This window comes from Flavobacterium ginsenosidimutans (genome assembly GCF_003254625.1).
GTDB classification, from domain to species: domain Bacteria; phylum Bacteroidota; class Bacteroidia; order Flavobacteriales; family Flavobacteriaceae; genus Flavobacterium; species Flavobacterium ginsenosidimutans.
Window position 1 is genome coordinate 46,102 of the sequence record NZ_QJRJ01000065.1, and the last position, 17,458, is coordinate 63,559.

Below are 17,458 nucleotides of genomic sequence, written 5' to 3' on the forward strand. Positions count from 1 at the left end.
CCCTTCGTTTGGAGGGCTTTTTTTCTAAGCTGAAGAACCTTTTTTGTAATTTTTTAACTACGTAATTATGAATACTTTTAAAATATTTAGTGCAGTATGTCTAATTGCTTTTTCATATTGTAATGCACAAAAGAATGCAATTGTAGCGCACCGTGGTGCATGGAAAAAGAATAATCTGCCTGAAAATTCTATTGCATCATTAAGACATGCAATAGATTTAAAATTGCCAGGATCAGAGTTTGATGTTTGGAGAACAGCAGATGATTCACTTGTAATCAATCATGATGCCCATTACAACAAACTGCTTATTGAAGAAACGAATTATGCAGATTTGATAAAGTTTAAACTTTCTAACGGAGAAAAGCTTCCAACCTTATATGAATACATTTCAGAAGGAATGCGGAATAATAAACATACACTTTTGGTTTGCGAAATCAAACCTTCAGAAATCAGTAAAGAAAGAGGACAAAAAACGGGTGTAGCAGCAATCGAAACCATTAAAAAATTAAAAGCCAATAAAAACACCTGCTACATCAGTTTTGATTATGATATTCTAAAAAAAATCAGAGCAATAGATTCTAAAACTTCTTTGCAATATTTAGAAGGGAATAAATCTCCAAAAGAAGTAAAAGCTGATAAAATTAACGGTGTTGATTATCATTATTCTGTTTTTCAAAAACATCCTGAATGGATTCAAGAGGCAAAAGACAATAAAATTCTTCTGAATGCTTGGACTGTAAATGACGCAAAAGATATGGATTGGATTATCGATCATAAATTCAATTACATTACGACAAACGAACCCGAACTTCTAACTGAAAGATTACAGGCAAAAAAATAATCTTTTAGGCTTATAAACTTAAAATCTAACCATGAAAAAAATATATAAACAACTTACGATGCCAATTCTATTGTTTGCGATGCTTTTCGTAAATAATCTTTCGGCACAAAAATTAGGTAAAACAGAATGGTTTGACCCTAATAAACCAGCGACCACTTATTGTAATCCGATTAATATTGGCTACAATTATACAACTCACAATCATAACGGAATTCCAGAATCTCGCCGCTCAAGTGCTGATCCAGTAATTATTACTTATAAAGGCGAATATTATTTGTTTGCAACGAATCAGGCAGGTTTCTTTTGGAGTAAAGATATGTCAGATTGGAATTTTGTTTATGGAAGTTTCCAAAGACAACCGGGCGATGATGATCAATGTGCTCCTGCGGCTTGGGTTGTCAATGATACATTGTTTTACGTTGGTTCAACTTGGAAAAGAGATCATCCAATCTGGAAAACAGCAGATCCAAAATCTGGAAGATGGACACGTCACGTAGACAAAGCTATGTTGCCAACTTGGGATCCAGCTATTTTTCAAGATGACGATAAAAAAGTATATATGTACTACGGTTCAAGTGGAAAATTACCGCTTGTAGGCGTTGAGGTTGATTATAAAACTTGGCTTCCAAAAGGAAATCAAGCAGATTACGCAACATTATACAAAGCTACTGAAGTTGAAGATATTCAAAAGCCTTACGGACAAATAAAAGAAGTTGCAATTCTTGATCCTTCAGCTCACGGATGGGAACGTTTTGGACCAAACAATGATATGGAGCCTGCACCTTGGGGAAATTTTATTGAAGGAGCTTGGATGACGAAACACAACGGAAAATATTATATGCAATACGGAGCGCCAGCAACTGAATTTAAAGGTTATGCAAATGGTGTTCACGTTGGAGATAATCCGTTAGGGCCTTTTACGTATCAAAAACACAATCCGATGTCTTATAAGCCGGGCGGATTTGTAATTGGTGCTGGACACGGAAATACTTTCGCAGATAATTATGGAAATTACTGGAATACAGGAACGTGTAAAATTTCTATAAAAGACCGTTTCGAGCGTCGTATCGATATGTTTCCTGCCGGATTTGATAAAGATGATGTAATGTATTCTATTACAGCTTATGGAGATTTCCCGATTGTGTTGCCAACGAGCGAGCGCGATCAGACAAAAGGAACTTCTTCTGGCTGGATGTTGCTTTCATATAAAAAGCCAGTTATCGTTTCTTCTTCTGAAGAATGTATGGAAGTTGAGACGCACAGAATGGATAATGGCGGAAAAAAAGTGTATGAAAAATTCTGTTACGGACCAGAAAATCTTACGGATGAAAACATTCAAACGTATTGGTCTGCAAAAACTAGCAATCCAGGAGAATGGCTTCAAATGGATTTAGGAAGACCAATGGAAATTAATGCTCTTCAAATCAACTATGCAGATCATAAAGCAACGCAGTTTAATAAAGCAATGGATATCTATTATCAGTACAAAATCTATATGTCTGATGATGCTCAAAACTGGACTTTAGTTGTAGATAAATCTAAAAACGATAAAGATGCGCCTCATGATTATGTAGAACTTACAAAATCAATTAAAGCGCGTTACATCAAAATGGAAAACATTCATAATGCATCTGGTTTATTTGCAGTTTCAGATTTCAGAGTTTTTGGAAATGGATTGGCAGCAAAACCAAAAGCTGTCGCTTCTTTCAAAGTAGATAGAAACAAAACAGATTCTAGAAATGCTATGATTTCTTGGAAAAAACAAGAGGATGCTGTTGGATATAACATTTATTACGGAATTACTCCAGATAAGCTATATAACAGCATTATGGTTTATGGCGAGAATACGTATGATTTTAGAGGTTTGGATAAAGGAACAAAATATTATTTCACTATTGAACCTTTTAATGAAAACGGAATTGGAACAAAAAATAAGATTATTGAAGTAAAATAATTTTTATTTATTGAATCTGTAAAAGCTCCGATTGCAAATTGAAGAATTTGTAATTGGAGTTTTTTTTTGAGAAAAGGTTGAAGAAAAAGCATTCTAACTGTCAGGAATTTTGTTCCTTTGTGAACGTGTCAAAAGCACTATAAACTCCAAATTACTATAAAAACTATGAAAAAAACGATTCTTTTAACTGCTTTAGTTTTAAACGGATTGCTATCATTTGGTCAGTCAAATGACGAAAAAAACATCAAATTATTTTATAAAAAAGCCTTGACAGAAGCAAAATGCTACACTTGGCTAGAATATTTGTCTAACGATATCGGAGCTCGTTTATCTGGTTCTAAAGGAGCAGAACAAGCTGTTGATTATACAAAAAGACAATTAGAAGCTTTAGGTCTTGATAAAGTTTATTTGCAGGAAGTTATGGTTCCGCATTGGGTTAGAGGAGAAAAGGAAACTGCTTATATCTTAGACGGAAAAGTAAAAACGGTTGTGCCAATTTGTGCTTTAGGAGGCTCTGTTGCGACTCCAAAAACTGGAATTACAGCAGAAATTATTGAAGTGCAAGGAATTAAAGAATTAGCTGAATTAGGAGCTGATAAAGTAAAAGGAAAAATTGTATTTTATAATAGACCAATGAATCCTGAAAACATTGAAACTTTTACTTCTTACGGAGCTTGTGTTGACCAAAGATATGCAGGAGCAAAAGAAGCAGCAAAATTAGGGGCAGTTGGAACAATTGTTCGTTCTATGAATTTACGTTTAGACGATTTTCCTCATACAGGAGCTCAAAGTTATGGTGATTTGCCAAAAGAACAATACATTCCAACAGCTGCAATCAGTACAAATGGAGCAGAATTGTTGAGTAAATCTTTAAAAGTAAATCCAGCTTTGAAGTTTTATTTTAAACAATCTTGCGAAACTTTACCAGACGTATTGTCTTATAATGTAATTGGAGAATTGACAGGAACTGTTAGTCCAGAAAATATTATGGTAGTTGGAGGACACTTAGATTCTTGGGATTTAGCAGATGGTTCTCATGATGATGGAGCAGGAGTAGTACAAAGTATGGAAGTTATTCGTATTTTGAAAAATCTAAACTACAAACCTAAAAATACTATTCGTGTAGTATTGTTTATGAATGAAGAGAATGGCGGAAAAGGCGGTGCTAAATATGAAGAAGTTTCAAAAGAAAAGAAAGAAAACCATATTTTTGCTTTAGAAAGTGATTCAGGCGGATTCTCGCCAAGAGGTTTCTCAATCGAAGCTGACGATGCTAATTTGAAAAAAATTCAAGGATACAAAGATCTTTTTGAACCTTATTTAGTACATAGTTTTACAATTGGACACGCAGGTTCAGATATTAGCCATTTAACTTCTCAAGCGATTGTGAAAGCAGGATTGAAACCAGATTCACAACGTTATTTCGATTACCACCACGCAGCAAACGATACTTTTGATGCAATCAATAAAAGGGAATTAGAGCTTGGTGCAGCAACAATGACTACATTAATGTATTTATTAGATCAAAACGGAATCGAAACGAAAAAAGCAAATTAAGATTCAATAATAAAAAATGAAAAGCCATAAGTTTTACTTGTGGCTTTTTTTGTTTGAATTCCGTAAAAATTTTTGAAATCAAGATTTCATCACAATCAAATAATAAAAAAAGATAATAGGAATGTTAGAAAGCAAGATTAAAATCTTCATACCAATATCTTTTCGCTGTTGCGGTAAATGAATAAACTTTTCCATTAAATGGAAAAACATGATGGTATTGACAATAATGCCAGCCAAAGCAAAAGGCCACGCAATAACCAAAATAATTGCATTTCCATTTGAAAGAATGTAAGGTATAAATAAAAGCGTACTGATTATAAATGTGCCAATCGCTAATTCTATAGATTGTTTTTCCTCAAAAGGTTTATGAATTGTTTTCATGATTTTTTAAATTTTAAATGATTGCTGAATAGTTTGAACAGGCATAAAAAGCATTTTTGAAAAATCGAGATAATAAAATGCATGTGCTTTTTTTCCTCTTTGGTATTGTTGAATAAAATATTTGATTCTCTTTGGATAAAAAATAGTTCCACTTAAAATAACCATATACAGATACAAGCTTTTCTTTCCATTTCCAAGCAAATAATACTGCATTCCGATTTCTTCGTAAACTGAAACCCCAGTATTTGTCAAAACATGAATAACGTCATGATCCTCTAGTTTTTCCTGAATATCAAAATGATTTTGATACAGAAAACTTCCTAAACCAAATCCAAGACTTTCCTCAGGATAATCCATTAATTTAGTTTTATCAATATTCCAAGGCTCATTCTTTTTGAAATATTTTTGATACGGTTTTTTAGAACATTCATACAGTTTTTCAATCCAATAATCTCTCATAAAAGCGGTTTTTAAAAAGTTCTTTGAAATTCAAAGTAAATAGCTAAATAAAAAAGCTAGAAATAATAAGTCAGCTAGCTTTTTAGAATAATATTAATAAGTGTCTATAACAGTTTTCAATAAATTAGAATCAGAAAGGTCAGAAGGAGCAACCACTTTTTCTTCTAATGGAATATCATTTCCGTAGCGTTCTTTCAAAATTGTCTGAACTCTTGGATCAGATAAATTAAAATCTTTCAATTCTCGAAGTTTCGACAATTCAATTCCTGCAGCATTTTTATAAATTTTCCAAATCAACTCAGAACAATAAATTCTGTTGTCAGTCCATTCAAAATAAGCATCATATTCTTTTCCATCAAACTGCTGACTGTAATCTTTCATTTTTTGAAGAACTTCGGGTTTTAAAACGCTGTCATTTTTCAATCGTTTAACCACATATTTACTGCCTTTTCCATGTTTTATCCAATCTTCGAGCGGCGTAAGTTTTACAGGCTGTACAGCTTCAAAAACAAACCAATTTCCGTTAATATCGTAAATAATGCCACAATGTGAGAATTTAGAATTGGTTGCAATTCTAACGGCCTCGCATTGCTTAGATTCTGAAGTTTGGAAAATAAGATCGCCATCTTTGAATTTGCTCACAATGGCTTTTTCTGCCTTAGGTCCAGTAAAAGGATTATTAGGAAAAACTTTTATGGCAACAAATAAAGCGCATCCAAAACTAAGGATGAAAGTGATTATCGGAAACAGATATTTTTTGATTTTCATAAAGTATAATTTAAAGTACTTTGAGTTACAAAGTAAATAATAAAAAAAATAGCTGCCAAATAAAATGACAGCTATTTTTCTAAATATATTTTATAAAAGATTAGATTCTAAAAATACCTCCTACAGCAATAATACGCTGGAAGAAGAAGAAATCTTGAGAAGCTTTATCTTCGTTGCTAACAGTAGTTCTAATATCCTGCATATTGATGTAACCACCTTTTAATTCTCCCTGAACATAGAAATGTTTGAAAAAAGTAACGTTGATACCTGCTTTTGCAGAAACACCATAACCAGAAACGTGAAAATCATCATGACGTTCTTTACCTAAAACTGTTGCATTTGTTTTTGGATACAAAAGACCAGCTCCTAATCCTTCAGTTAAGTTAATCTGAACTTTATCAATGTTTGGAAGTCTGAACAATTTCGAAATATCATCAAATCTAGAAACCTCAGTATTAATGTAGTTTAAACCATCTGTATGTTCGTACATTAAAAAAGCAGGACCGCCTACCTGAGTTTCACCTTTATCAAAACCACCTTCTTGAGCACCACCTTGAGACATATCTACTGGTCTGTTATTGTACTCACCATTGTAAATTGAACCTGGATCATTTTCAGGTAAATTGATGTATCCGTTTACGTTTGCAATTTGATTTTGTGTCATTACATATTTCATGTGGTCAACACCAAGTGTAACGCTATAATGGTCACTAAAAAAATAACCTAATCTCAAATTGGTTTGCGGAATAGTCATATTCACTGGATTAACGTAGTCTACATGCCATCCTTTTGGTTTGTCATGAGCCGCCATATTCTCAACAGTAAAGTTGTAATCCTTACCTCTAAAGTTTACATCAGATTTTGAGTAACTTTCTCTGTTACCACCCCACATAACAAAGAATTTTCCTTTGTTGTGAGCGGCATATTTTTGTACAGGTATTTCTTCCTGAGCAAATGTGTTTAATGAAACACAAGCCAGTAAGAAAAATAAAATTTTTGTTTTCAAAGAACTTAAGTGTTATAAATTATTAAAAGGCATTTACAGTTTTTCTAATAGCTACCAACTTGTTCATTAAACCTTCAAAATAGTCTAAATGAAGCATATTAGCACCATCACTTTTTGCATTTGCAGGGTCAAAATGGGTTTCGATAAAAATACCGTCAACACCAACAGCGATACCCGCTTTTGCTACTGTTTCAATCATGTCAGGTCTTCCGCCAGTAACACCAGCAGTTTGATTTGGCTGTTGTAAAGAGTGAGTAACGTCTAGAACCGTAGAAGCATATTGCTGCATAGTAGGAATTCCTCTAAAATCAACAATCATGTCTTGATAACCAAACATAGTACCACGATCTGTAACCATAACATTTTCATTATTACAGTCTAATACTTTTTGAACAGCATGTTTCATGCTTTCTGGACTCATAAATTGTCCTTTTTTCAAGTTTACTGTTTTTCCTGTATTAGCCGCAGCTACAACAAGATCAGTCTGACGAACTAAGAAAGCTGGAATCTGCAATACATCAACGTATTGAGCAGCCATATCTGCATCTTCGTTAGTATGGATATCAGTTACAGTTGGAACATGAAAAGTTTCCGAAACTTTTCTTAAGATTTTTAATGCTTTTTCGTCACCAATTCCAGAAAAACTGTCAATTCTAGAACGGTTTGCTTTTTTGAAAGATCCTTTAAATACGTAAGGAATCTGAAGTTTGTCGGTAATGCCAACTAATTTTTCAGCAATTCTCAACGCCATTTCTTCTCCTTCGATAGCGCAAGGCCCAGATAATAAAAAGAAATTCCCGCTGTCAGTATGCTTAATTTGTGGAATATGTTGTATGTTCATAAAATTATTTTTTTGCACTGCAAAGGTAGTCATGATTTATGAATAGCAGATGAAGATTTAAGATTATTTTAAGAAGTCGAATAATTGACTAGGAGCTTAGTAGAATTAACGAATTTCTAAAATTTCTCTAGAATGATTAAATCCTTTTTCCGAGGCAATATTAAAGCATGAAAAGAAACTAATGCATGATATTTATCATGTTCTAAAGTTTGGCAATCATAAAAGATAAAACTAGTTCAAGATACCAAACTAAATTTAACTGAAGCAGGCTTATAGATTGTTTTAGTGCCTATCATTAATTGAAACAAGATAGGAAGAAAGAATAATATTAAAGGAAGCAATTCAAGCATATCTCAAGAATTGATTATGTTTATTTCAACCTCAATCCCACAGGAACCATTAAAATTCCTTTTTCATAAATATTCAAATACAGTTTAACTGGTTTCTTTTGGCCTTCCCATTTTAGTTCATAAACATTCAGGAATCCAGCTCCCATATTGCTTCTTTTAGTTGGAAACGGGCAGCAGGTTTCTAATCTTGTGTAAGTAATGACTTCACCATTTGGTCCAGCCAAAGCATTTAAAAAACGAGATTCGTTTAAAGTTTCGTTATTGGTATTTTGAAAAAAGATATTAACTGGATAATCTGGATCGTAACCGTATTTTTTGTCTTTTGCAAACTGTGTAATGGAAAAAGTATTGTCTTTCTTTAAAATCAAATCTGGTGCATTATTGTCGACATTTTTCAAAGTTGACTTTGTACTTATGCACGAAGAAGCAGTGATTAATAAGACAATAAAAAGAGCTATTTTTTTCATGAGTTGAGGTTGTTGCGAAAGTTAAACTGGTTGCTGTATTTTTTTTGGATTTAATTTTAGAATACCAACTACAATCAGATATTGTGCCAGAAGATAAGTCAGCATGATAAAAAATGAGCTTTTCGGAATTGGAGCATAAAATTTGTTTACAGCCAAAATACTATCGGAAATAACAAATAAAAGAGCGCCTAAAAAAACAAGCGCATTACCTGGTTTTTCCCATACTAAAAATCCGTTAAAAGCAAAAAGAAGCATTATCGAAATAACAGATGCATAAACCGAAACAGGAATTTGCAGTTCTCCTAAATATGGCATTAAAAAAGAAACCATCCCGATTAAATAAATGGCGATTAAAACACTTCCAAATATGAAAAACGGTTTATTCTGTTTTTTTCTAATTCTGTTTTGTTTGTTAAAGAGAACGCAATAAAGAATATGTGCTGTTAAGAAACTGACAAGTCCTAAGATAAAGTAAATTTCGCCAAGCTCAGTAAAAAGCAGAATAACATCTCCGATCCAAGAAAATACTAAAGCGATCAATAAAGTATTCTGAGTTGGAAATTTTCTGTAGAAATAAGCTCCGAACCCAATAATTGGAATTAAAATGGGTTTGAGAAAAAGATCAAAACGCTCGTAGCCCGAGACCAGAATAGCCAAATAGACTATGCTGAACGCAACGTAAAGTTTAAAAAAAGAAGAATTTCTCATAATAGGGGGGTATGAATTTATATATTGGTTTTGGTTGGTTTTAAATTCAAAATTAACAAAATAAAGTGTTGTTAAAAAGGATAAGATCAGGTACGTAAAAATAATATAATTACTAATTGGAATAACACGATTTAAGCCAAACCAATCGCCGTAATAAGCTATAATACAAATTACAAGTCCCAATCTAAGACCTTCCCATAAAAGAGCAAATCGATTTTTGTCCATTAACTCCGTATAACTATAGATGGTAACAAAAATAAAAAATCCATAGATAAAGATATTTGGAAGACCGATTTTAGCAATATTATCAAATAAATAACTCACAAACAATAACGTAATTAGCATTTGTGAGACAGACCAGTATATTAGATTTTGAGAATTTTGTGTGCCGTATTTTTCAAAATCAAAAACATTTTCAATTTTGTTTACAGGATATTTCTCTTCAAAGTTTTCTGGACGCCAGCCTGTTGGTTTGAACCAAATGGTCAATTTGTCTTTCCATTTAGGAGCGCGCCAGGCATCTTTAATCAATAAACTCAAATGCTGAAAATTTATTTTAACTGGATTCCAAGTATTTGCAGGTCTAGTGATTCCGAAAACAGGAGGTACATCGTCTAATTCCTCTTGAAAAGTTCCAAAAAGCTTATCCCAAAAAATAAAAATCTGCGAATGGTTTTTGTCTAAATATTCTGGATTAATGGCATGGTGCACTCGATGATGTGAAGGAGTTACTAAAATATGCTCCAAAAAGCCCATTTTTTTAATGTGTTTGGTATGATACCAAAATTGCAAAAACAAATGTATTGGAAGGGTTATCGCAATTACAGAAGCAGGAACGCCCAGTAATGCAGCAGGAATCAATAAAAAGGTAAATAAATTAACCAAACTAGCAATGGGCTGACGAAGTGCACAGGCAAGATTAAATTCTTCGCTACTATGATGAATAGCATGTTTGTTCCAAAGAAAATTAATTTGATGCGCTAGCCGATGACTCCAATATCCGTAGAAATCAATAACAAAAAAGGCGATGAAGTAGGATAGAACGTTGGCTTCTAAATGCTGAAATGCGATCTTAGAAACAAGCCATTCGTAGGAAAGAAAAGTGATACTGAGTCCTAAAACATCTTTTACAGAATTGGTTATTCCAGAACTAATACTCGATACGCTGTCTATTAGTGGCGCTGTATCGTTTTTCACATAAATGCCGTATATTTTTTCAATGATAATTAAAGTCAAAAAAATGGGCATTGCAATAATCAATATCTTTCCATATTCCTCCATAAAAAAAGCATTCTATTTCAGTCAAATATATAATAAAATAGAATGCATTTTATATTATCGTTAAATTAAACGATTTTTAATGTGATATTTTGAATTAAAATAAATAAAACAGGAAAGGTTCTTTAATGTTTTAACTAACTTTTTGATGCGAGAAATAAAGGAAGTAATTTCAAAAAAAATGCATTCTATTCAATTCTAGTATAGAATAAAATAGAATGCATTTTTAAATTATTTTCAACTAAACAATTTCGGCGCTTAGTCCAGCTTCCAAAAGTTGTGTGCATTGAGGTTTAAGCTTTTCAATCGGACCTGTTTTTACAGTGCATTTTCCATTGTAATGAACAATCAAAGAGCATTGTTCAGCTTGTTCAGCTGTGTGGTCACAAACACGCATAAGAGTATCGATTACGTGATCAAAAGTGTTTACATCATCATTATACACAATGATCTCGTTATTAAAAGCAATAGCTTCTTTTTCGCGAACTCTTTCTCTTACTTTTTCTTTAGTACTCATGTCTTATAGGTTTTGTACTGAATTGAATATCAGTAACTAATTTACATATTTTAAAGATACCCAGTTGTTTCTCTGAAGCTTTTTAACATAAATTAAACCCTTTTCAACGCAAGAAGCATCAATAAATGGAATATCTTCTTCATAAAAACCGCTAAAAAGAATAATTCCTTTTGGGTTTAAAGCATCAACATAAGACTGCATATCGTTCAACAAAATATTTCTGTTGATATTGGCAATGATTAAATCGTATTTTTTACCTGCTAATAAAGCAGCATCGCCCTCATAAACGCTGATATGTTTACAATTATTGCGTTCGGCATTTTCGATAGAATTTAAATAACACCAATTATCAATATCAATGGCATCAATAGGTTCTGCACCTTTCATTTCAGCTAAAATGGCCAAAATGGCAGTTCCGCACCCCATATCAAGCGTTTTTAAACCTTTTACATCCATTTCCAATAAATGCTGAATCATCATGTGAGTGGTCTCATGATGTCCTGTTCCAAAACTCATTTTTGGTTCAATTACAATATCAAATTCAGCATCTGTTTTTTCATGAAAAGGAGCACGAACATGGCATTTTCCGTCAACATCAATTGGCTCGAAGTTTTTTTCCCATTCTTCGTTCCAGTTTACCTGATCGATTTCTTCAATCGTATATTCAATTTTAAACTCTTCAGATTGTAAAATATAAATATCATCTAGGATATTTTCGTCCCATAAATCTTTCTTCACAAAAGCCGAAATACCGTTCTCAGTTTCTGTAAAACTTTCAAACGCTTTTTCGCCCAATTCAGCCACTAAAATTTCAGAACCCAATTCTTTCGGCTCAATCGTAAAATGATATCCTAAATAGATGTTTGACATAAATAAAAATTTTTGCAAAGGTAAGAATACAAAGTAGAAGTTGTCTAAAAATGTAAAAGAACATTTTTAATTTAAGAATAATTTAAAAACAAAAAGTGTTTGCATCAGCAAACACTTTTTTATAATGTGAGATTTCAAAATCTAAAATCTAAAATCTAAAATCTAAAATCTAAAATCTAAAATCTAAAATCTAAAATTAGATAGCAGTAACAATAGCTAAGAAATCGTCAGCTTTTAAAGCTGCACCTCCAATTAAACCACCATCTACGTCTGGTTTAGAGAAGATTTCTTTAGCGTTTTCTGGTTTTACAGAACCACCGTATAAAATAGAAACTTCATCAGCGATTTCAGCTCCAAAAGCCTTACGGATAGTTTCTCTGATGAATTCGTGCATTTCTTGTGCTTGTTCTGGCGAAGCAGTTTCTCCAGTTCCAATAGCCCAAACTGGCTCGTAAGCTAAAACAATTTTAGACCAAGATTCTTTAGCAATATGGAAAACACCATCACGTAATTGATTTTCAACAATATTAAAGTGATTTCCAGATTGACGATCTTTTAATTCTTCACCAAAACAGAAAATAACTGTCATGCCGTGTTTTAAAGCTGTGTCAACTTTGTTAGCAATTAAAGCATCAGTTTCGTGGAAAATAGCTCTGCGCTCAGAGTGACCTAAGATTACAGTATTAACTCCAATGCTTGTTAACATATCTGCAGAAATTTCTCCTGTAAAAGCACCGCCTTCAGCTTGGTGAACATTTTGAGCAGAAACTCCAATAGTTGTGTTTTTTAATTTTGCAGCCGCTGCTTGTAAGTTTACAAAAGTTGGCGCTACAATTACTTGTGCATTTGTTTTTGCTGGAATTTTAGCAATTAACTCGTTTAATAATTCTTCAGTTTGTGCAGCATTTTTATGCATTTTCCAGTTTCCTGCAACAATCGATTTTCTCATTTTGGTAGTTTTATATTATTTTTTTGTTTTTTGTTTGAATTTTGTCTTGAAAAATTATTTCAATGATTGTAAAGTAGAATTGATTTTTTCGAAATCAGTTTCAATAGCGCGGTATAAAGCGATTTTCCCAGTTTTATCCACGATAATGTAACGCGGAATCCAATCTAAATCGATAGCTTTTCCAAAAAGACCTTTCATTCCGTCATTCATCATGTAATGATCTCCTTTATTTAATTCGTGTTTTTCAATTCCTGCTTTCCATTTTTCAGCAGTTTTATCAGCCGAAATGAATAAGTAAGAAACCTCAGGATTATTAGCTTGTAATTCTTTTAATTTTGGCATTGCTTTTACGCAGTCACCACACCAAGAAGCCCAAACTTCGATTACCAAAGTTTTTCCTTTGTATTTTTTTAAGATGTTTTTGAAAGTAACTTGACTTCCGTCAGTGGCTAGTAATTTCTCAGATAAAGCTTCTTTAGAAAAAGCTGTTTTCTGAGCTTGTGTGCAAGAAAAAGAAATAAATGCAATTACGGCTAGGACTAATTGTTTCATATTTTACTAAAATTATTTTTTATTAGGGGTACTGAATTCACAAAGTTAAACAAACAAATGGAATGCCAATTGTACATTAACAAAATTTGAAGAGTCGTTTATTCTGTAACAAAACTGCGGTTTTGGGTTAGAAAAAGTGGAATGAAATCGTAATAGTAGAGGTCAAAAATCAGATATTTTTTACGCTGAGGTTTTTTAGAATTAAAAATGAGATTGAAATTTTATTTTTTGAAGAAGATTTTAATCCAAAAAAACGTCAGATTTCAATAAAAAAGCCTTCAATAATTTTAATTTTATTGAAGGCTTTTTATATTTTTTTGAATCTTAATTCAGTTCATAATTTCCATTTGCCCATTTTTTGCTTGGAGCAATCCATTCATCTAATGCTTTATATAAAAAGCCGTGTTTCAAATTTGTATTTAATTCAATTTCTTTAAAATGCTCTATTTTGCATTTAGAAGTTTCTTTTCGCTTTATCGCAGAAACTCCATAAATATCTGATTTTTCATAAATGGTTAAAATATTACCGCAGAAATTAATATCTGGAATTTCCTGAATATCAACATCTCTAAAACACCCAATGAAAACAAAATTCACATCTGGATTGGAGAGATAAGTTGAAACAAATTGGGCAATGTAACCGCCTTTTGAAGTTCCAATTACCGTAATATGATTTGGCGGAACACCTTTTTTAATTAATGCTTTTACCTGTTTAGTAATCTTTTGGGCATAATCAGCGGCGTTTGTGTTTTTCTTTCTTTTTTCACTAAAAACAATAAAGTTGTCTTTTCTAAAAGATTTTAAAATTTCGTTGTATTCTGCTTTTCCATATTCGGGATGAGGTACATTTAACGGACTGTCTTCAACAAATTTATTATGAAAAAAGAAAATGTAACGTTGATTTTCATTTTTTGTCTGGCTAAAACTTACAATGCTAAATAAGATGGAGAATGAGTAAATAAGGGTTTTAAAGATTTTTTTCATGGATTAATTGATAGAAAAAGGATGAAATTAATTTAGTTTTTTGTGTCAAGTAAAATTTTACTTATCCCAGTTGTGTTATCTTGTTCTAAAACTGCATTTTTAACTTCAACAGATTTTATTACTATCGAGGTGCATTCACTTTTTCGCTTTTGCGTTACAACATATATTTCGCAAACATTTTTTCCTTCAATATTGATTGCGTACTTAAGTGAATTAGATTCCCAACCAAAGCTTAAAGACAAACGGTTTAAGCTATCCACAAAATCAGATTGAATTGTTTTGTTTTGATTTAAATCGATTATAGTTACTTCTTTTTTTGGATCAAAAGTGCCATTTTCGAATAAGTTTTCTCTCGAATCTTTATCAATTAATTCAAAAGTAAGAACTGCTGGTCCTGTAGAACAAAGTTGATCAGATCCACATCCTGCTGTAAAAATTAAAACAAGAAGAAGTGAAATTATTGGTAGTTTTTTCATTGATTACTATAAGTTTTTGGTTTAACCAAATGTAGGATTTTTATATGTAATCTAAACGTTAACTTTAATAGAAAATAATATTTTAAATGCAATATTATATTTAAAATCATTAGTATCATTGTAATGAACTTTCTGGAGAATAGTTCCATTTTGCAAAATCACAATGCTTGGATCTGCTTTTTCAACTGTTTTTAAAGCTGTCGCAAAAACAAGAAATGAGTTTATTTTTTCTTATTTAGAAAATGATTATACGTCATTAAAAGGAATGGGAATGTTACAAAAGTTAGCCAGATTATAAATTGTCTGGAAACGATGTCAAAACAATAATTTAAAAAGAAAATAGTACTAACAAAAAGAATACAGAACTTAGAGTCTGATTTGCTTACCTGTGTATCTGAATATCTATCGATGTGTTGATTTTTGAGTTCGCTTATGGTGTCAGAATACTCTATAAAGAAGAATATTTTCCAACTAGGCAGAAAACCAATAAGCATCATAAAATTCTGAATCATGTAAATACTTGAAATACCTAAAAGAAAATATTGAATTGCAATATAAGTTCCTTGTATTAATTCATTAGTGCTTACAATGTTTCCACTATGAAAAAAACCAGATAAATTATCGATAGCAAAAAACATCATAATTATCGAACTCCAGATGCTTAGGATTAGTTTTTTAGTATCAGATAAATAAACTTTACTAAAAGCATTATAAAAAGAAAATAAGGAAAGAGAAATTACAATAATAATAAATGTTCGTAAGATGATATTATCAAATCTTACCAAACCAGTATCTACAACCCAATAAATCATGGATATCGAAAGCATTAAGGTTATACCTTCTGTCAATTGAGGAGCAATTCTTCTCCGATTAAATATTAGTGAAAAAGTAACATATAAAATAAAGAAAACAATAGGCCAAGCTAAAATACTTAGATTTAAAATTTGGGTCAAATCAAATTTTGTATTAGGCGAGATGTGATATAAATAAAGGCCTAAAGAAAAAGTAGCAATAAAAGAAATAATTGATATTAAAACAGCTGTTTTCCAGGTTTTTGTAATTCTTTTGCTTTCAAAAATAATACCTGCTATTAATGCTAGAATATGAAGAGGAAGCAAATGTATACCATCAGTTTCGTAAAAATTAAAATCACAGATGGCATAAAGAATTAAAAAGAATAGAAATGAAAAAAGGTAAAGATATTTAGAAAACGTGCTAGTTAATTCATTTTTTAGTTTTGAACTCATATTTCTTACTGGTAAATTGTTTATTCAAAAAAACGCCAATAAATCTAAAAAAGAAATATTGGCGTCTTTAAAATTTATATTTTTTTGAAATATTATAATTTCAAATCATCAGTATCATTGTAGTGTACTTTTTGAGCGATAGTTCCGTCATGTACAACCACAATACTTGGATTTGCTCTTTCAACTGTTTTTAAAGCAGTTCCATCGCAAAAATAGAAATCAATATCTAAAGCGTAGTTTTTCTTCGCTTTAGCAATTTCGTCAGCTCCAGAAGCAGTCATTCCAATTACTTTGTAACCTTTTGCTTTTGCATCAGCAGTAACTTTTGCTAATTTTTTCATTCCTTCAGGATTTGATAAATTCAAATCGTAAGTTACGAAGATTAGTAATTTTGGCTCTTTTAATAATTCTTCTTTATAGTCAGAATCATCTTTTGTCATAGAAAAATCGTGAATAGGAGGAATGTAGCCTTCAGTAATTACTTTGTCTTTACGATCCACAAAAACAGCACCTTCTGGAATATTCATTAAATCTTTCTCTGTAAATTCTTTTTCAACGCCATTTACTTTGTAGATAAAAATCATTTCTACAACAGATTTTGGAGCGCCTTCTGGAATTTCCATTCCTTTTTCGATGTTTGTTCCTACTTTATACGGACGGAAATCTTTAATTGGATTATGATTGATAACCCAAACCGCCATAAAAACGCATAAAACAATGCTGATTAAAGTGATAATGTTAGTTACCAATTTAGAAAATAAAGGTTTTACTAATTTTTTGTTGATAAATAAAATCAGGATAAAGAATAGTAAAACAACATCTTTTGTGAATGATTGCCAAGGCGTTAAGTGTAAAGCGTCTCCGAAACATCCGCAATCTTTTACTACATCAAAATATGCTGAATAGAAAGTAAGGAATGTAAAGAAAACAATCAATAAGAGTAAAGCCCAAATCGTTAGTTTTGATTTATAGCCAACCAACAGCATTACACCTAAAACTACTTCTAAAATCACTAAAAAGATCGCTAATCCTAAAGCTAATGGCTCTAAAAATGGCATATTGAAAACAGGTTCACTGAAATATTCAGCCAGTTTATAAGAGAATCCAACAGGATCGTTTAGTTTGATTAATCCGGAAATAATAAATAGGACACCGACAAATAATCGGGAGAATTGGGTAATGATGTTTTTCATAATGAATATTTAAAAATTCAAATTCCAAGTTTAGCATTGGAATTTGGGATTTAAAATTTG

At 31.7% G+C, this 17,458-nt stretch carries 18 protein-coding genes and 1 pseudogene; 3 read left to right on the forward strand and 16 right to left on the reverse strand.

Features of this window, described 5'->3' with window-relative positions:
- The first annotated feature begins 67 nt into the window (after positions 1 to 67).
- From DM444_RS02540 to DM444_RS02550, 3 genes are all read left to right on the forward strand, one after another.
- Complete coding sequence (locus DM444_RS02540; protein WP_111283679.1) at positions 68 to 841, forward strand: glycerophosphodiester phosphodiesterase family protein; 774 nt, start codon at positions 68 to 70, stop codon at positions 839 to 841.
- Between the two features lie 31 nt (positions 842 to 872).
- On the forward strand, positions 873 to 2,795 hold the full coding sequence (locus tag DM444_RS02545; protein WP_111283681.1) for a discoidin domain-containing protein: 1,923 nt from the start codon (positions 873 to 875) through the stop codon (positions 2,793 to 2,795).
- Between the two features lie 165 nt (positions 2,796 to 2,960).
- Positions 2,961 to 4,352 carry a M20/M25/M40 family metallo-hydrolase gene (locus DM444_RS02550; protein ID WP_111283683.1) on the forward strand — a complete coding sequence of 464 codons (1,392 nt, stop codon included), beginning with the start codon at positions 2,961 to 2,963 and terminating at the stop codon, positions 4,350 to 4,352.
- A gap of 78 nt (positions 4,353 to 4,430) precedes the next feature.
- On the opposite strand, the gene DM444_RS02555 is transcribed toward DM444_RS02550, so the two are convergent.
- The 16 genes and pseudogenes from DM444_RS02555 to DM444_RS02630 form a co-directional block, all read right to left on the reverse strand.
- Entirely contained in the window at positions 4,431 to 4,733 is a 303-nt protein-coding gene (locus DM444_RS02555; protein ID WP_111283685.1) for a hypothetical protein, read from the reverse strand.
- A gap of 6 nt (positions 4,734 to 4,739) precedes the next feature.
- The gene (locus DM444_RS02560; protein ID WP_111283687.1) at positions 4,740 to 5,192 is read right to left on the reverse strand and encodes a hypothetical protein; all 453 of its coding nucleotides are present in this window, start codon (positions 5,190 to 5,192) and stop codon (positions 4,740 to 4,742) included.
- A 93-nt stretch (positions 5,193 to 5,285) separates the two neighbouring features.
- Positions 5,286 to 5,960: a YiiX family permuted papain-like enzyme gene (locus DM444_RS02565; protein WP_111283689.1), complete on the reverse strand. Its 675-nt coding sequence runs from the start codon at positions 5,958 to 5,960 to the stop codon at positions 5,286 to 5,288.
- A gap of 100 nt (positions 5,961 to 6,060) precedes the next feature.
- Entirely contained in the window at positions 6,061 to 6,966 is a 906-nt protein-coding gene (locus tag DM444_RS02570; RefSeq protein ID WP_111283691.1) for a hypothetical protein, read from the reverse strand.
- Positions 6,967 to 6,988: 22 nt separating this feature from the next.
- A complete protein-coding gene (kdsA, locus tag DM444_RS02575; protein WP_111283693.1) occupies positions 6,989 to 7,807 on the reverse strand; it encodes a 3-deoxy-8-phosphooctulonate synthase in 819 nt (272 codons plus the stop codon).
- Positions 7,808 to 8,177: 370 nt separating this feature from the next.
- The gene (locus DM444_RS02580) at positions 8,178 to 8,624 is read right to left on the reverse strand and encodes a 2-dehydro-3-deoxyphosphooctonate aldolase (protein ID WP_111283695.1); all 447 of its coding nucleotides are present in this window, start codon (positions 8,622 to 8,624) and stop codon (positions 8,178 to 8,180) included.
- A gap of 21 nt (positions 8,625 to 8,645) precedes the next feature.
- The gene (locus DM444_RS02585) at positions 8,646 to 9,332 is read right to left on the reverse strand and encodes a lysoplasmalogenase (protein ID WP_111283747.1); all 687 of its coding nucleotides are present in this window, start codon (positions 9,330 to 9,332) and stop codon (positions 8,646 to 8,648) included.
- 12 nt (positions 9,333 to 9,344) lie between these two features.
- A pseudogene (locus tag DM444_RS02590) lies at positions 9,345 to 10,613 on the reverse strand (sterol desaturase family protein); the annotation flags it as partial.
- Between the two features lie 238 nt (positions 10,614 to 10,851).
- Entirely contained in the window at positions 10,852 to 11,127 is a 276-nt protein-coding gene (locus tag DM444_RS02595; RefSeq protein ID WP_095927736.1) for an ATP-dependent Clp protease adaptor ClpS, read from the reverse strand.
- Positions 11,128 to 11,163: 36 nt separating this feature from the next.
- Complete coding sequence (prmA, locus tag DM444_RS02600; protein WP_111283697.1) at positions 11,164 to 11,997, reverse strand: 50S ribosomal protein L11 methyltransferase; 834 nt, start codon at positions 11,995 to 11,997, stop codon at positions 11,164 to 11,166.
- Positions 11,998 to 12,193: 196 nt separating this feature from the next.
- On the reverse strand, positions 12,194 to 12,946 hold the full coding sequence (tpiA, locus tag DM444_RS02605; RefSeq protein ID WP_111283699.1) for a triose-phosphate isomerase: 753 nt from the start codon (positions 12,944 to 12,946) through the stop codon (positions 12,194 to 12,196).
- 54 nt (positions 12,947 to 13,000) lie between these two features.
- A complete protein-coding gene (locus DM444_RS02610; RefSeq protein WP_111283701.1) occupies positions 13,001 to 13,498 on the reverse strand; it encodes a TlpA family protein disulfide reductase in 498 nt (165 codons plus the stop codon).
- Between the two features lie 324 nt (positions 13,499 to 13,822).
- Positions 13,823 to 14,482: an alpha/beta hydrolase gene (locus DM444_RS02615; RefSeq protein WP_111283703.1), complete on the reverse strand. Its 660-nt coding sequence runs from the start codon at positions 14,480 to 14,482 to the stop codon at positions 13,823 to 13,825.
- A 32-nt stretch (positions 14,483 to 14,514) separates the two neighbouring features.
- Positions 14,515 to 14,958, reverse strand: coding sequence for a hypothetical protein (locus tag DM444_RS02620; RefSeq protein WP_111283705.1), 444 nt, complete (start codon positions 14,956 to 14,958; stop codon positions 14,515 to 14,517).
- A gap of 221 nt (positions 14,959 to 15,179) precedes the next feature.
- Positions 15,180 to 16,205 (reverse strand): hypothetical protein, encoded by a 1,026-nt coding sequence (locus tag DM444_RS02625; protein WP_111283707.1) that lies wholly within the window; start codon positions 16,203 to 16,205, stop codon positions 15,180 to 15,182.
- A gap of 92 nt (positions 16,206 to 16,297) precedes the next feature.
- A complete protein-coding gene (locus DM444_RS02630) occupies positions 16,298 to 17,398 on the reverse strand; it encodes a BT_3928 family protein (protein ID WP_111283709.1) in 1,101 nt (366 codons plus the stop codon).
- Positions 17,399 to 17,458 lie beyond the last annotated feature (60 nt).

What these genes read in the sequence shown, in the direction of transcription:
- DM444_RS02560 (WP_111283687.1), bottom strand. Translation starts at nt 5,192, where the DNA reads ATGAGAGATTATTGGATTGAAAAACTGTATGAATGTTCTAAAAAACCG.
- DM444_RS02610 (WP_111283701.1), bottom strand. Translation starts at nt 13,498, where the DNA reads ATGAAACAATTAGTCCTAGCCGTAATTGCATTTATTTCTTTTTCTTGC.
- DM444_RS02540 (WP_111283679.1), top strand. Translation starts at nt 68, where the DNA reads ATGAATACTTTTAAAATATTTAGTGCAGTATGTCTAATTGCTTTTTCA.
- DM444_RS02615 (WP_111283703.1), bottom strand. Translation starts at nt 14,482, where the DNA reads ATGAAAAAAATCTTTAAAACCCTTATTTACTCATTCTCCATCTTATTT.
- DM444_RS02565 (WP_111283689.1), bottom strand. Translation starts at nt 5,960, where the DNA reads ATGAAAATCAAAAAATATCTGTTTCCGATAATCACTTTCATCCTTAGT.
- DM444_RS02625 (WP_111283707.1), bottom strand. Translation starts at nt 16,205, where the DNA reads ATGAGTTCAAAACTAAAAAATGAATTAACTAGCACGTTTTCTAAATAT.
- DM444_RS02620 (WP_111283705.1), bottom strand. Translation starts at nt 14,958, where the DNA reads ATGAAAAAACTACCAATAATTTCACTTCTTCTTGTTTTAATTTTTACA.
- DM444_RS02555 (WP_111283685.1), bottom strand. Translation starts at nt 4,733, where the DNA reads ATGAAAACAATTCATAAACCTTTTGAGGAAAAACAATCTATAGAATTA.
- DM444_RS02630 (WP_111283709.1), bottom strand. Translation starts at nt 17,398, where the DNA reads ATGAAAAACATCATTACCCAATTCTCCCGATTATTTGTCGGTGTCCTA.
- prmA (WP_111283697.1), bottom strand. Translation starts at nt 11,997, where the DNA reads ATGTCAAACATCTATTTAGGATATCATTTTACGATTGAGCCGAAAGAA.
- tpiA (WP_111283699.1), bottom strand. Translation starts at nt 12,946, where the DNA reads ATGAGAAAATCGATTGTTGCAGGAAACTGGAAAATGCATAAAAATGCT.
- DM444_RS02585 (WP_111283747.1), bottom strand. Translation starts at nt 9,332, where the DNA reads ATGAGAAATTCTTCTTTTTTTAAACTTTACGTTGCGTTCAGCATAGTC.
- kdsA (WP_111283693.1), bottom strand. Translation starts at nt 7,807, where the DNA reads ATGAACATACAACATATTCCACAAATTAAGCATACTGACAGCGGGAAT.
- DM444_RS02595 (WP_095927736.1), bottom strand. Translation starts at nt 11,127, where the DNA reads ATGAGTACTAAAGAAAAAGTAAGAGAAAGAGTTCGCGAAAAAGAAGCT.
- DM444_RS02580 (WP_111283695.1), bottom strand. Translation starts at nt 8,624, where the DNA reads ATGAAAAAAATAGCTCTTTTTATTGTCTTATTAATCACTGCTTCTTCG.
- DM444_RS02545 (WP_111283681.1), top strand. Translation starts at nt 873, where the DNA reads ATGAAAAAAATATATAAACAACTTACGATGCCAATTCTATTGTTTGCG.
- DM444_RS02550 (WP_111283683.1), top strand. Translation starts at nt 2,961, where the DNA reads ATGAAAAAAACGATTCTTTTAACTGCTTTAGTTTTAAACGGATTGCTA.